This window comes from Pseudomonas sp. PvP027 (assembly GCF_017833005.1).
Taxonomy (GTDB): Bacteria; Pseudomonadota; Gammaproteobacteria; order Pseudomonadales; family Pseudomonadaceae; genus Aquipseudomonas; species Aquipseudomonas congelans.
On the sequence record NZ_JAFIBK010000001.1, the window covers coordinates 2806064 to 2819275 of the forward strand.

The window sequence follows — 13212 nt, forward strand, 5'->3', positions numbered from 1 at the left end:
GCAGTGACCGCAGGCAGCGAAGAAACCGAACACCACGGGATCACCGTGTACTCGGCCTGAGCTCATAAACCCGCCGGGGATGACTGGCGATGAATAGCGTCGATTCTACACCGCCGGGTGGTTTGGTGGGGTCCGAATATCGGTCTTGGCACGGGGTTGCAAATCCCGATGGACAAAAGGCTATCAGCCCATCTATCTTCCTCGCCAGGCCGCCTCATGTGGCCACGTCGCTCGGACGGTTCCGGGCGCTTACGTACGCGAGATACTCATGGCAGACCAAGGTTCGCCGCGCCGCTTTGCGCGCATTGATCGACTCCCCCCTTACGTGTTCAACATCACCGCCGAGCTGAAAATGGCTGCTCGTCGTCGCGGTGAGGACATTATCGACCTGAGCATGGGCAACCCCGATGGGGCCACACCGCCGCACATTGTCGAAAAACTGATCACCGTCGCCCAGCGCGAAGACACCCACGGCTACTCCACCTCGCGCGGCATTCCACGCCTGCGCCGGGCGATTTCCAATTGGTACAAGAAACGCTACGAGGTCGACATCGACCCTGAAAGCGAAGCGATCGTGACCATTGGTTCCAAGGAAGGCCTGGCCCACCTGATGCTCGCCACGCTGGATCAGGGCGACACGGTGCTGGTGCCCAACCCCAGTTACCCGATCCACATCTACGGTGCCGTGATTGCCGGCGCCCAGGTGCGATCGGTGCCGCTGGTGCCGGGCGTGGACTTCTTCGACGAACTGGAAAAAGCCATTCGCGGCTCGATTCCCAAGCCGAAGATGATGATTCTGGGCTTCCCGTCCAACCCGACCGCGCAATGCGTGGAGCTGGATTTCTTCGAGCGCGTGGTGGCCCTGGCCAAACAGTACGACGTGCTGGTGGTGCATGACCTGGCGTACGCCGACATCGTCTACGACGGCTGGAAAGCCCCGTCGATCATGCAGGTTCCGGGTGCCAAGGACATTGCCGTCGAGTTCTTCACCCTGTCCAAGAGCTACAACATGGCAGGCTGGCGGATTGGCTTCATGGTCGGCAACCCCGAGCTGGTGAATGCACTGGCGCGGATCAAGAGTTACCACGACTACGGTACCTTCACGCCACTGCAGGTGGCGGCGATTGCCGCGCTGGAAGGCGATCAGCAATGCGTGCTCGACATTGCCGAGCAGTATCGCCAGCGCCGCAATGTGCTGGTCAAGGGCTTGCACGAGCTGGGCTGGATGGTCGAGAACCCCAAGGCCTCTATGTATGTCTGGGCGAAGATTCCACAAGCCTATGCGCACCTGGGTTCGCTGGAGTTCGCCAAGAAGCTGCTGGCCGAAGCCAAGGTGTGTGTCTCGCCGGGCATCGGTTTCGGCGAGTACGGCGACGACCACGTGCGCTTTGCCCTGATCGAGAATCAGGACCGCATCCGCCAGGCCGTTCGCGGCATCCGCAGCATGTTCAGGGCCGACGACAAGCTCAAGTCCTGAGCCCCCACTGAGACACCGCGCCTGCTGACCGACTGCGCTCGGCAGGCGTGGACTCTGCAGCCAACTGCCTCCCCACACCCGACCGACAGTCGCCTCGGCAATTTTTGCTTTCTGCAAATCGCTGCAGACCGGTATGATCGCGCGCCCCGATACACCCGGAAGCCTGACCTGAAATGAAACCCACCTTGATCGCCGCCGCAGAACTCGATCGCATCGACACCTGGGCCAAATACTCCAGCCACATGTGCGGAGGCTGCGTGTCCAGTTGCTGCACGCTGCCGGTCGAAGTGAAGATCAAGGACCTGATCCGCATCGGCATCGTCGATGAGTTCGAACGCGGCGACCCGGCCAAGAACATCGCCAAGCGTCTGCAGAAAGAAGGCATCGTCGAGCGCTACAACCAGAAGTCCGAGATCTTCACCTTGCAGCGCATGAGCAACAACGACTGCCTGTACCTGGATCGCAAGAGCCGCCTGTGCACCATCTATGACAAGCGCCCGGACACCTGCCGCAACCACCCGAAAGTCGGGCCGCGTCCAGGTTATTGCGCGTACAAGCCCAAAGAAGTCGTGCGTCAGGAAAGCGGCTCACTGAGAAACGCCACCAGCGCGCCAGTGCCGAAATTCTGATTTGTGAAAGGCGGCGCAGCACGCCGAACATCATCGTTGTCAATCAAGCCCCGCACAGGGGCTTTTTTGTGCGCGATGGAAAAAGCCTATTGATGTTAATTTTTGTGAAAAATAAAAATACTTCACATTATTTACTCATTGATTCACTATCCGATTCACAGATCAGAACAATAACGTCCGAATGCCGGCTTCACAGGCATCGGCACTGACTTCGAGGATTACTGCATGACTGGCAAAAACGTTGGCGTTATCGGCCTGGGTGCGATGGGTCTGGGCATTGCCCGCTCGTTGCTGCGTAGCGGCTTCACTGTGCATGCCTGTGATGTGCGCACCAGCGTGACCGAAGCATTCGCCCAGGAAGGCGGGGTTGCCTGTGATTCTCCGGCCAGCATGGCCGCTGCCTGCGATGTGATCATCACCGTCGTGGTCAATGCCGAGCAGACCGAAACCGTCCTGTTTGGCGAAAACGGCGCCATTGCCGCCCTGCGTCCAGGCTGCCTGGTCATCGGTTGCGCCACCGTCGCGCCCACCTTCGCTGTCGAGCTTGGCGAGCGTCTGGCTGCACAGAACCTGCTGTACCTCGATGCGCCTATCTCCGGGGGTGCCGCCAAGGCTGCCGCTGGCCAGATGACCATGATGACCTCCGGCCCGGCCGAGTCCTATGCCAAGGCAGAAGCCATCCTCAACGGCATGGCCGGCAAGGTCTATCGCCTGGGCGACGTCCACGGTCTGGGTTCGAAAGTCAAAATCATCAATCAGCTGCTCGCTGGCGTACACATCGCAGCCAGCGCCGAAGCCATGGCTCTGGGCCTGCGCGAAGGTGTCGATGCTGACGCGCTGTATGAAGTGATCACCAACAGTGCCGGTAACTCGTGGATGTTCGAAAACCGCGTGCCGCACATCCTCAATGCCGATTACACGCCGCTGTCGGCCGTGGACATCTTCGTCAAGGACCTGGGTCTGGTGCTGGATACCGCACGCAGCAGCAAATTCCCGCTGCCGCTCTCGGCCACCGCGCACCAGATGTTCATGCAGGCATCCAGCGCCGGCTTCGGCCGCGAGGATGACTCGGCAGTGATCAAGATTTTCCCGGGCATCGAGTTGCCGAAAGCCAAGCCGGAAAAAGCCTGAGGAGCGACTGATGAGCCTGAATAACGCTCGCCCGCTGCTGGGCTGCATTGCCGATGACTTCACCGGCGCCACCGACCTGGCCAACATGCTGGTGCGGGGCGGTATGCGCACCGTACAGAGCATTGGCATCCCCAGCGCCGAGATGGCTGCCGGTCTGGATTCCGACGCAATTGTCATCGCGCTGAAATCGCGTACCACGCCCAGCGCGGACGCGGTGGCTGAATCCCTGGCTGCTCTGGAATGGCTGCGCGAGCGCGGCTGCGAGCAGATCTTCTTCAAATACTGCTCGACCTTCGATTCCACTGCCGCCGGCAACATCGGCCAGGTCAGCGAAGCACTGCTGGAGCAACTGGGTAGCGATTTCACCCTCGCCTGCCCGGCCTTCCCGGAGAACGGTCGCACGATTTTCCGTGGCCACCTGTTCGTGCAGGACCAGTTACTCAGCGAATCGGGCATGCAGAACCATCCGCTGACACCCATGACCGACGCCAATCTGGTGCGTGTGCTGCAAGCGCAGACCCGCCACAAGGTCGGCCTGTTGCGCTACGACAGCATTGCCCAGGGCGTCGAAGGCGTACGCAACAGAATTGCCGAGCTGCGCGCCGAAGGTGTGAGCATGGCGATTGCCGATGCGCTGTCGGATGCGGATTTGTACACCCTGGGTGAAGCCTGCGCCGACTTGCCGCTGCTCACCGGTGGTTCGGGTCTGGCGCTGGGCCTGCCGGGCAACTTCCGCAAGGCGGGCAAGCTGCGCGATATCGATGCAGCCAAACAGATCGCCATCAGTGGCGGCGAAGTGGTACTGGCGGGTAGCGCATCGGTCGCCACCAATGGTCAGGTTGCGGCCTGGCTGGAAGCCGATCGTCCTGCGCTGCGCATCAATCCGCTGGACCTGGCCGCAGGCAAGCCGGTGGTCGAGCAGGCGCTGGCCTTTGCCAGAGATGCCGGGCAGACCGTATTGATCTACGCCACCAGCACCCCGGACGAAGTCAAAGCCGTGCAGAAAGAACTGGGCGTCGAACGCTCCGGCGCCATGGTCGAAGCCGCACTCGGCGAAATCGCCAAAGGGCTGCTGGACGCAGGCGTACGCCGCTTCGTGGTCGCCGGTGGCGAAACCTCCGGTGCCGTGGTTCAGGCGCTGGGCGTGCAGTTGCTGCAAATCGGCGCACAGATCGACCCGGGCGTTCCGGCCACGGTGAGCAGCGGCGCACAACCGCTGGCCCTGGCCCTCAAATCCGGCAACTTCGGTGCGCGCGACTTCTTCGCCAAGGCGCTCAAGCAACTGGCGGGAGCTGCCTGATGATCGATGAAAATGCACTGCGTCAGGAAATCTGCGACGTCGGCCGCTTGTTGTATGGCCGTGGCTATACGGTTGGCAGCGCCGGCAACATCAGCGCACGACTCGACGACGGCTGGCTGATTACCCCGACCGACGCCTGCCTGGGGCGCATGGACCCGGCCGACATCGCCAAGGTCAATCTGGCCGGTGAATGGGTGTCCGGCAGCAAGCCGTCCAAGACCCTGGCCCTGCACCGCGAAGTCTACGACCGTAACCCGCAGGTCGGTGGCGTAGTGCATACGCACTCGACGCATCTGGTGGCGCTGACCTTGGCCGGGGTGTGGCAGGAAGACGACATTCTGCCGCCGCTGACGCCGTATCAGGTCATGAAGGTTGGGCATATCCCATTGATCCCTTACGAACGTCCGGGCTCGCCGAAAGTCGCCGAGCGCGTGGCGAAACTGGCCAACAGCGTGCGCGGCGTGATGCTGGAGCGGCTCGGTCCGGTGGTCTGGGAAAGTTCGGTAGCCAAGGCCTGCTATGCCCTGGAAGAGCTGGAAGAGACTGCCCGTCTGTGGCTGATGAGCAACCCCAAACCTGCACCGCTGGACCCGGCGGCGCTTGAAGAGTTGCGTCAGGTGTTCGGCGCCAGGTGGTAACGAACACACGGTGATCGTGGGGCGCATTGCGCCTCGCGGTCGAAAAACAATAACAACAGGAATCGAGAGCATGACTCACCCCTACCCCGCTGTTTGGTTGTCAGTCTTTACCGCCATTGACCGGAGTGCACGGGCATGACGCCGCTCATGTTGATGGTCGTGGCCGGTGCGGGCATCGCACTGCTGTTGTTTCTGGTGCTCAAGTACAAATTCCAGCCCTTTGTCGCCCTGATGCTGGTCAGCATTATCGTGGCGCTGGTTGCAGGTGTTAAACCGGCCGACCTGGTTGCCACCATTGAAGGCGGCATGGGCAAGACCCTTGGCCATATCGCGATCATCATCGCCCTGGGCGCAATGATCGGGCGCATCATCGAGCTGTCCGGCGGGGCCGAAGCACTGGCCAAGACCCTGATCAACCGCTTCGGCAACAGGCGCACGCCACTGGCGCTGACCGTTGCCGGCTTCATGGTCGGCATTCCGGTGTTCTTCGAGGTCGGCGTGATCATCCTCATGCCGCTGGCCTACGGTGTCGCGCGTGCGGCACGCAAGCCGCTGCTGATTTTCGCGCTGCCGATGTGCGCCGCACTGCTCGCCGTGCATGCGTTTCTGCCGCCGCATCCGGGCGCTGTCGCCGCCGCCAGCCAGTTGGGCGCGGACCTGGGCCGGGTGCTGATGCTGGGTATTCCGATCGTTGCCGTGCTGTGCATGATCGGCTACTTCGTCGCAGGACGCATGACCCGCAAGACCTACCCGATGACCGATGACATCCGCGCCGAAGTCTATGGCCCGCACGTCACCAACGAAGACCTGGAAGCCTGGGCCCGTAACGATTACTCCGGCGTGCGCGAAGCGACCGAAACCCGAACCATGGGCGTCGAAGAAAGCGCCAGTAGTCTGGCGAGCAAGCTGCCGCCCGCGCCCGCACCGGGTTTCGGACTGATCATCGCGCTGATCCTGCTGCCGATCGTGCTGATTCTGATGGGCACGCTGGCCACCACCATGCTGCCGGCCACGTCCACACTGCGCGCAGTGCTGACCGTGCTTGGCGCCCCTCTGGTTGCGCTGCTGATCGATACCCTGCTGTGCGCCTGGCTGCTGGGCTCGCGTCGCGGCTGGAGCCGTACCCAGGTGTCCGATGTGATCGGCTCGGCCTTGCCGGGTGTGGCGATGGTGATCCTGATTGCCGGCGCCGGTGGCGTATTCGGCAAGGTGCTGGTCGACACCGGCATTGGTGCCGTGGTCTCCGAGGCGCTGCGCAACACCGGTCTGCCGGTGCTCGCGCTGGGCTTCCTGCTGACCCTGCTGCTGCGCGCCGTGCAAGGCTCGACCACCGTTGCACTGGTGACCACCGCAGGCATTCTCAGCCCGCTGATCGCCACACTGGACCTGAGCGCCAACCACTTGGCTCTGCTGTGTCTGGCCATGGGCGGTGGCGGTCTGGCCATGTCGCACATCAACGATGCCGGTTACTGGATGTTCACCAAGCTGGCGGGCCTCAACGTCGCCGACGGCTTGCGCACCTGGACCGTACTGGTCACGCTGCTCGGCACACTGGGCTTCGTGATTACCCTGCTGCTTTGGCCATTCGTCTGACCTTTTGAAGACTGGAGTTAACATGCCTCGCTTTGCCGCCAACCTCAGCATGCTGTACCCGCAGCATGATTTCCTTGAGCGCTTCGCCGCAGCCGCTGCCGATGGTTTCGGCGCGGTCGAGTACCTGTTCCCCTACGCCTACAGCACTCAGGAACTCAAACAGCGCCTGAGCGACAACGGTCTGGTGCAGGCGCTGTTCAATGCTCCGCCGGGCGACTGGGAGGCAGGCGAGCGAGGCATTGCCACGCTGCCGGGCCGTGAAGCGGAATTTCGCAGCGGTATCGAGCGGGCACTGGAATATGCGCAGGTGCTGGGCAATGACCGTGTGCACGTCATGGCCGGTCTGCTGCCCAGTGAAGGCTTGCGTGAGCGTCATCAGGCGGTCTACCTGGAAAACCTGGCGTTCGCGGCCGAGCAAGCCAAGGGCGCAGGCGTCACGATTCTGATCGAGCCGATCAACACCCGCGACATGCCGGGCTTCTTCCTCAACCGTCAGGATCAGGCGCAGGACATCTGCAAGCTGGTGGGCGCCGACAACCTGAAAGTGCAGTTCGACTGCTATCACTGCCAGATCGTCGAAGGCGACCTGACCAGCAAGCTGCGCCGCGACTTTGCAGGTATTGGCCATATCCAGATCGCCGGGGTACCGGATCGCCATGAGCCGGACCTGGGCGAACTGAACTACGAGCACCTGTTCAACGTCATCGACGAACTGGGCTACAGCGGCTGGATCGGCTGCGAATATCGCCCGAAAGGCGACACCAGCGCGGGCCTGGCGTGGTTGCGCGAGTTACAAGCCAAGGGCTGAAACGAGGGCATGGACGACGCGAAGCGTCGTGAACGGCATCCCCACGCGGAGCGTGAGGAACGATCATTCTGTAACTGTCGTGCCCAAGCATGGTCGGCGTCCGGGAGAACACTATCGTGCCCATGCTCCCCGTGGGCACGCCGTTCTGGACGCTCTGCGTCCGATGTTCAGCGAGCTGAGCATCAGTCCTCTACGTCGAACTGATCCTTGATATAGCGAATTTCAGTCCGGCCGTGTGGCGCGGGCTGACCGTCTTCGTCGAGGTTGACGAAGACGATCTTCTCGACCGTCAGGATGCTTTTGCGAGTGATCTTGTTGCGCACCTGGCATTTCAGGGTAATCGAGGTACGACCGAACTCGGTGGCGGTAATACCCAGTTCGATGATGTCACCCTGACGCGAAGCGCTGACGAAGTTGATCTCGGAAATGTACTTGGTCACCACCCGCTGATTGCCCAACTGGACGATGGCGTAGATCGCTGCCTCTTCATCGATCCAGCGCAGCAGGCTACCGCCGAACAACGTGCCGTTAGGGTTCAGGTCTTCGGGTTTTACCCACTTGCGGGTGTGGAAATTCATGTTCACTCCTGAGCGTCTGGCCTGTAGAGAACTGCATGATGGCAGAGCCAGCGGCCCATGCCCATGTCATTGCGCAGTTGCATCGGCAGTTGTTATACGCCACGACTTTGCCAGTTCCACAGTGCCTGATTGCAGCAACTGCCCAGGCAGCGCGGATCTGGAGGCGTAGGCCGCAATAATCCCATCCAGCGCGCGATTGACTTCGCTGGCAGTGGTCGCCTGCAGCAGGATCCGGTCAGCACTCAGCAACAGATTGATATTGGCTGAGGTTTGCAGAAAGAGATGCATTGAAGGGAAGATCACCGATTTTCTGATGTTGCCTGCAATGACCCGAACTTCCCGTTCACGCATTTCGGCCAACGCGGCAGCCAGAACCGGCGATGCCACTGCGTTATTGCGCACCGCATCAAGCAGGCGCAGGCGGGCCTTTCTGTCGAAGCGATTCAATTGCAGTGCCAACCACCGGAGGTGCGCCGGGTCGGTAACCAGTCCATCAAGACGCGCAACCGCCTCGCCAAGACTGCCAGTTAACGTCAATCGACTGCTGCTCTCGTAGGTTTCAACCATGGCATCCAGCATGGCAAGTGCGGCGTTGGCCCCTGAGAGCCACGTCATTATGCTGTTCATTGTGCCGTCGGGCGCCCTGCTCAGGACGCTATCAAGCATCTCGTCGTCCATGCTCAGCAGCGCCTCGTTCATGGATTCGAAAACATATTCCTCTCGTTTTTCTGCACGCAGCTTCAAATGTGCACTGACCGCCTGCTGCAAACGCTCCTGCAAGTGATCCTTGATGTCGGCGGTCATGCCAAAATTCACCGTGCCGCTCAATGCACCGCTGAAATCACCCTTTTCCGTACGCAGTGGTACTACGACGGTCTGCTCCGCAAAGGCCTTGAGGCTGAGGTTCTGGAATTCACGACTTGCAGAGACAGGGGCCCCTGTCAGCCAATCGGTCAACAACTGCGTAAAGCCGCCACGGTCGATCGGGCTCTCCTGCTGTTCGAACCGGAGGATCAGCATGTCCGAACCGGACATCAGGTCTGTGGCCAGTCCGGGATCAATGAGTTGCGGTACCGGAGTATTGAGCAGGACGCCGCCATCCTGAAAGAACGTCAGCTCGTCGATTGCCTGAAACGCCATCCCCTCTCCAGAAGGCTGTTTGAACAGCACAGGCAGGGACGCGGAAACATGGGCGGCCATTGCAATATCCAGTTCGGGAGTCGACGCCGCGCTGAATACCACCAGTTGCGGCATCCCCGCGAGCATGGCCGTGCCGGTGATGTTCAGATTCTTGATCTGCGGAATATGGCGGTTGAGCACTGCCAGGTCAGCGAACGTCACAACACCTCCGGCCACCAGACGATCCCGGATGTCAGTGACCTCGGAAGCGTGTTCATCGTGGATCCGGCTCAGGACCGCCGTCCGGGCGGTTTCACGCAGCAAGGCTTGCAGAGGCAGCGCCTGAGACTGGATACGCGGCAATACCCCCAGCAGCACACGGGTAAAGTCGCCGATGGCGCCAGGCAGGGCTTTTTGCGTTATCGCCCCGAGGCCGGAAAAGGCCTGCTGAAACCAGCCTGCGCCGTTATCAGCGCTGTCGAGCAGGGCAAGCAGATCGGTGTCGTCAGTGAGCGTGTCGAACTGCCGTGCATCTATCCCGCACGCAAGCATTACCGCCATGATCGCCCCCACTGAAGAGCCATAAACCGCCTGAATGTCGTTCAGGACCCCCTGCTGCTCCAATGCGTTGACCGCTCCGGAGTAGGCAATGCCCTTCGCGCCACCTCCACTGAGAATCAGCTTGTTAATCGGCGGCAGCGCCAGTTCCAGGCGGGTCACGCCATTTTCATAATCGGTCAACGTGATGCGGCGCTTGCCTGCATGCTCGACAATCACCCGAGAACTGCCTTCGGGGTTGGTCATTGATAGAGGGGTGTCGTTCGAGGTCATGTGCATAACGAGTTCTGCCTTCCGTTGTTTCAGGGTGCGCTGGCACGCGCTGCTTTTTGTAAGGCGCAAAGCGTGTGGCTCACGCTTTTCGCCTGCCTTATGGAAAGCGAGACTAGGGGCAACCCTGAAGCGAGGTGCGGTACAGGAATATAGAGGGTCGAAAATCCGCCGAACGGTGATCCGACAGAAAACCTTGGGAAGAATCGCGAGCACCGCTATACTGCCAAACGTTTCAAAACGGTCATCTACGCTTGATACCGTTCCCGCCACCTGTCCGAGGGGCGCTGCAGCAGGTTTTCCCTGTCAGGCTCGGATGGGGCGTTGTTTGCCAGGACGATCCTCGACCGGCAAGCCTTAAACGCACAACGGCGCCCATTCGCATATTTATGGAATGGAGACTCTCAATGAGTGCTGTAATCACGCCCGCAGAATTCAATGACTACAAGGTTGCCGATATTTCCCTGGCCGCCTGGGGTCGCCGCGAAACCATCATCGCCGAATCCGAAATGCCTGCCCTGATGGGTCTGCGTCGCAAATACGCCGGTGATCAGCCGCTCAAAGGCGCGAAGATTCTCGGCTGCATCCACATGACCATTCAGACTGCCGTACTGATCGAAACCCTGGTTGCCCTGGGTGCCGAAGTTCGCTGGTCGTCGTGCAACATTTTCTCCACTCAGGACCAGGCTGCTGCGGCCATCGCTGCTGCCGGCATTCCTGTGTTCGCCTGGAAAGGCGAAACCGAAGAAGAATACGAGTGGTGCATCGAGCAGACCATCCTCAAGGATGGCCAGCCATGGGACGCCAACATGATTCTCGACGACGGCGGCGACCTGACCGAGATCATCCACAAGAAATACCCGGCGATGCTGGACAAGATCCACGGCGTCACCGAAGAAACCACCACTGGCGTGCACCGCCTGCTGGACATGCTGGCCAAGGGCGAGCTGAAAATCCCGGCCATCAACGTCAACGACTCGGTGACCAAGAGCAAGAACGACAACAAGTACGGCTGCCGTCACAGCCTGAACGACGCCATCAAGCGCGGCACCGACCACTTGCTGTCCGGCAAGCAGGCGCTGGTGATCGGCTACGGTGACGTGGGCAAGGGCTCGGCCCAGTCCCTGCGTCAGGAAGGCATGATCGTCAAAGTGACCGAAGTCGACCCGATCTGCGCCATGCAGGCCTGCATGGACGGTTTCGAGCTGGTCTCGCCGTTCATCGACGGTGAAAACGACGGCACCGAAGCGAGCATCGACAAGGCGCTGCTGGGCAAGATCGACCTGATCGTGACCACCACCGGCAACGTCAATGTCTGCGATGCGAACATGCTCAAGGCACTGAAAAAGCGTGCTGTGGTGTGCAACATCGGTCACTTCGACAACGAAATCGACACCGCTTTCATGCGCAAGAACTGGGCATGGGAAGAAGTGAAGCCACAGGTTCACAAGATCCATCGTACCGGCCCAGGCTCGTTCGACGCACAGAACGACGACTACCTGATCCTGCTGGCCGAAGGCCGTCTGGTAAACCTGGGTAACGCCACTGGTCACCCAAGCCGCATCATGGATGGCTCGTTCGCCAACCAGGTTCTGGCGCAGATCTTCCTCTTCGAGCAGAAATACGCCGACCTGGCACCCGCCAAGAAAGCCGAGCGTCTGACCGTTGAAGTACTGCCGAAGAAACTCGACGAAGAAGTGGCCCTGGAAATGGTCCGCGGCTTCGGCGGCGTTGTGACCAAACTGACCAAGACCCAGGCCGATTACATCGGCGTGACCGTCGAAGGTCCGTTCAAGCCGCACGCGTATCGCTACTGATCGAGCCGTTTCGGTCCGCTTCTTACGCAGAAGCGGATCGAGCGTCATCAGCCATTACCGGCAGCACGCGCTACGCCGGTGATGCTCAGTACCTGAAGGCCGTTCCGGCCTTTTCGCGAACAAGTTCGCTCCTACGACGAGATCGGCTCCATGTCTCAAGAACGCCGCTTCAGCTTCGAGTTCTTTCCCACCAAAACCGACGCTGGACACGAAAAGCTGCTGACCGTCGCTCGTCAGTTGGCCACGTACAACCCCGATTTTTTCTCCTGCACCTATGGTGCCGGTGGCTCGACCCGCGACCGCACGCTCAATACCGTGCTGCAGCTGGAAAACGAGATCAAAGTACCTGCTGCGCCGCATTTGTCCTGCGTAGGCGACAGCAAGGATGACCTGCGCAACCTGTTGGCGCAGTACAAGGATGCGGGCATCAAACGCATCGTGGCACTGCGCGGCGACCTGCCTTCCGGCATGGGCATGGCCAGCGGAGAGCTGCGTCACGCCAATGACCTGGTGAGCTTCATTCGCCAGGAAAGCGGCAGCCATTTCCACATCGAAGTCGCCGCTTACCCGGAAATGCATCCGCAGGCGCGCAATTTCGAAGACGACCTCAAGCACTTCGTCAACAAGGCCAATGCCGGCGCCGACAGTGCGATCACTCAGTACTTCTTCAACGCCGACAGCTATTTCAACTTCGTCGAGCGTGTCGAGAAGATGGGCGTCAGCATTCCGATCGTGCCGGGCATCATGCCGATCACCAACTACAGCAAGCTGGCGCGTTTCTCGGATGCCTGCGGTGCGGAAATCCCGCGCTGGATCCGCAAACAGCTGGAAGCCTATGGCGATGACGTGCAAAGCATCCAGGCGTTCGGCGAACAAGTCATCACGCAGATGTGCGAACGACTGCTGCAAGGCGGCGCCCCCGGCCTGCACTTCTACACACTGAACCAGGCAGAACCGAGTCTGGCGGTGTGGAACAACCTGCAACTGCCACGCTGAAAACGGCTGCGGCACCGCGATCCGACCGGCAGTTTCCGGGGGATCGCGGCCTCATACACCGTTGGGCAGCAGGAAAGCGGCGTATTGCGCTCGCTCTGTTATACTCCAGCCTTCCCGCCAGGCTTACGCCCGGACGCCCGGTCTTGCAATCGTCACCCGTTCACGCCAACAGCGCAATTTTCATCAAGCGCAGACGTCACGGAATGCACTGAAGACCCGGCAGGACCGGACGGGATCGCGTTGTCTTTACACGCCATTCGCGCCAGGCAAGACATCCCTTGAGCTTAAGCTCCAACAG

General features: G+C 60.6%; 11 protein-coding genes and 1 riboswitch. Of the genes, 9 read left to right on the forward strand and 2 right to left on the reverse strand.

Annotation, left to right across the window (positions count from 1 at the left end; translation table 11 throughout):
• Window positions 1–268 precede the first annotated feature (268 nt).
• The 7 genes from alaC to otnI all read left to right on the forward strand — a co-directional run bounded on the left by alaC (window position 269) and on the right by otnI (window position 7576).
• Window positions 269–1477, forward strand: a complete 1209-nt coding sequence (gene alaC, locus JOE33_RS11745) for an alanine transaminase (RefSeq protein WP_003346356.1) — start codon at window positions 269–271, stop codon at window positions 1475–1477.
• Between the two features lie 173 nt (window positions 1478–1650).
• On the forward strand, window positions 1651–2106 hold the full coding sequence (locus JOE33_RS11750) for a YkgJ family cysteine cluster protein (protein WP_002551717.1): 456 nt from the start codon (window positions 1651–1653) through the stop codon (window positions 2104–2106).
• Window positions 2107–2331: 225 nt separating this feature from the next.
• Window positions 2332–3237: an L-threonate dehydrogenase gene (ltnD, locus tag JOE33_RS11755; protein WP_003316718.1), complete on the forward strand. Its 906-nt coding sequence runs from the start codon at window positions 2332–2334 to the stop codon at window positions 3235–3237.
• 10 nt (window positions 3238–3247) lie between these two features.
• Complete coding sequence (gene otnK, locus JOE33_RS11760; protein WP_187625021.1) at window positions 3248–4537, forward strand: 3-oxo-tetronate kinase; 1290 nt, start codon at window positions 3248–3250, stop codon at window positions 4535–4537.
• Window positions 4537–5175 (forward strand): aldolase, encoded by a 639-nt coding sequence (locus JOE33_RS11765; RefSeq protein ID WP_122529466.1) that lies wholly within the window; start codon window positions 4537–4539, stop codon window positions 5173–5175. Before otnK ends, JOE33_RS11765 begins: the two co-directional genes overlap by 1 nt.
• 135 nt (window positions 5176–5310) lie before the next feature.
• Window positions 5311–6768: an SLC13 family permease gene (locus JOE33_RS11770; protein ID WP_032613339.1), complete on the forward strand. Its 1458-nt coding sequence runs from the start codon at window positions 5311–5313 to the stop codon at window positions 6766–6768.
• A gap of 22 nt (window positions 6769–6790) precedes the next feature.
• On the forward strand, window positions 6791–7576 hold the full coding sequence (otnI, locus tag JOE33_RS11775; protein WP_010429645.1) for a 2-oxo-tetronate isomerase: 786 nt from the start codon (window positions 6791–6793) through the stop codon (window positions 7574–7576).
• A 182-nt stretch (window positions 7577–7758) separates the two neighbouring features.
• Here the strand turns inward: otnI and JOE33_RS11780 are convergent, their stop codons facing one another.
• The gene (locus tag JOE33_RS11780) at window positions 7759–8154 is read right to left on the reverse strand and encodes a hotdog domain-containing protein (protein WP_002551711.1); all 396 of its coding nucleotides are present in this window, start codon (window positions 8152–8154) and stop codon (window positions 7759–7761) included.
• Window positions 8155–8220: 66 nt separating this feature from the next.
• Complete coding sequence (locus JOE33_RS11785) at window positions 8221–10317, reverse strand: patatin-like phospholipase family protein (protein WP_348635081.1); 2097 nt, start codon at window positions 10315–10317, stop codon at window positions 8221–8223.
• Window positions 10318–10374: 57 nt separating this feature from the next.
• A riboswitch (S-adenosyl-L-homocysteine riboswitch) is annotated at window positions 10375–10485 on the forward strand.
• 23 nt (window positions 10486–10508) lie between these two features.
• Here JOE33_RS11785 and ahcY point away from each other — a divergent pair.
• Window positions 10509–11918 carry an adenosylhomocysteinase gene (gene ahcY / locus JOE33_RS11790; RefSeq protein WP_032613334.1) on the forward strand — a complete coding sequence of 470 codons (1410 nt, stop codon included), beginning with the start codon at window positions 10509–10511 and terminating at the stop codon, window positions 11916–11918.
• A 150-nt stretch (window positions 11919–12068) separates the two neighbouring features.
• Window positions 12069–12914 (forward strand): methylenetetrahydrofolate reductase [NAD(P)H], encoded by an 846-nt coding sequence (gene metF / locus JOE33_RS11795; RefSeq protein WP_187625020.1) that lies wholly within the window; start codon window positions 12069–12071, stop codon window positions 12912–12914.
• Window positions 12915–13212 lie beyond the last annotated feature (298 nt).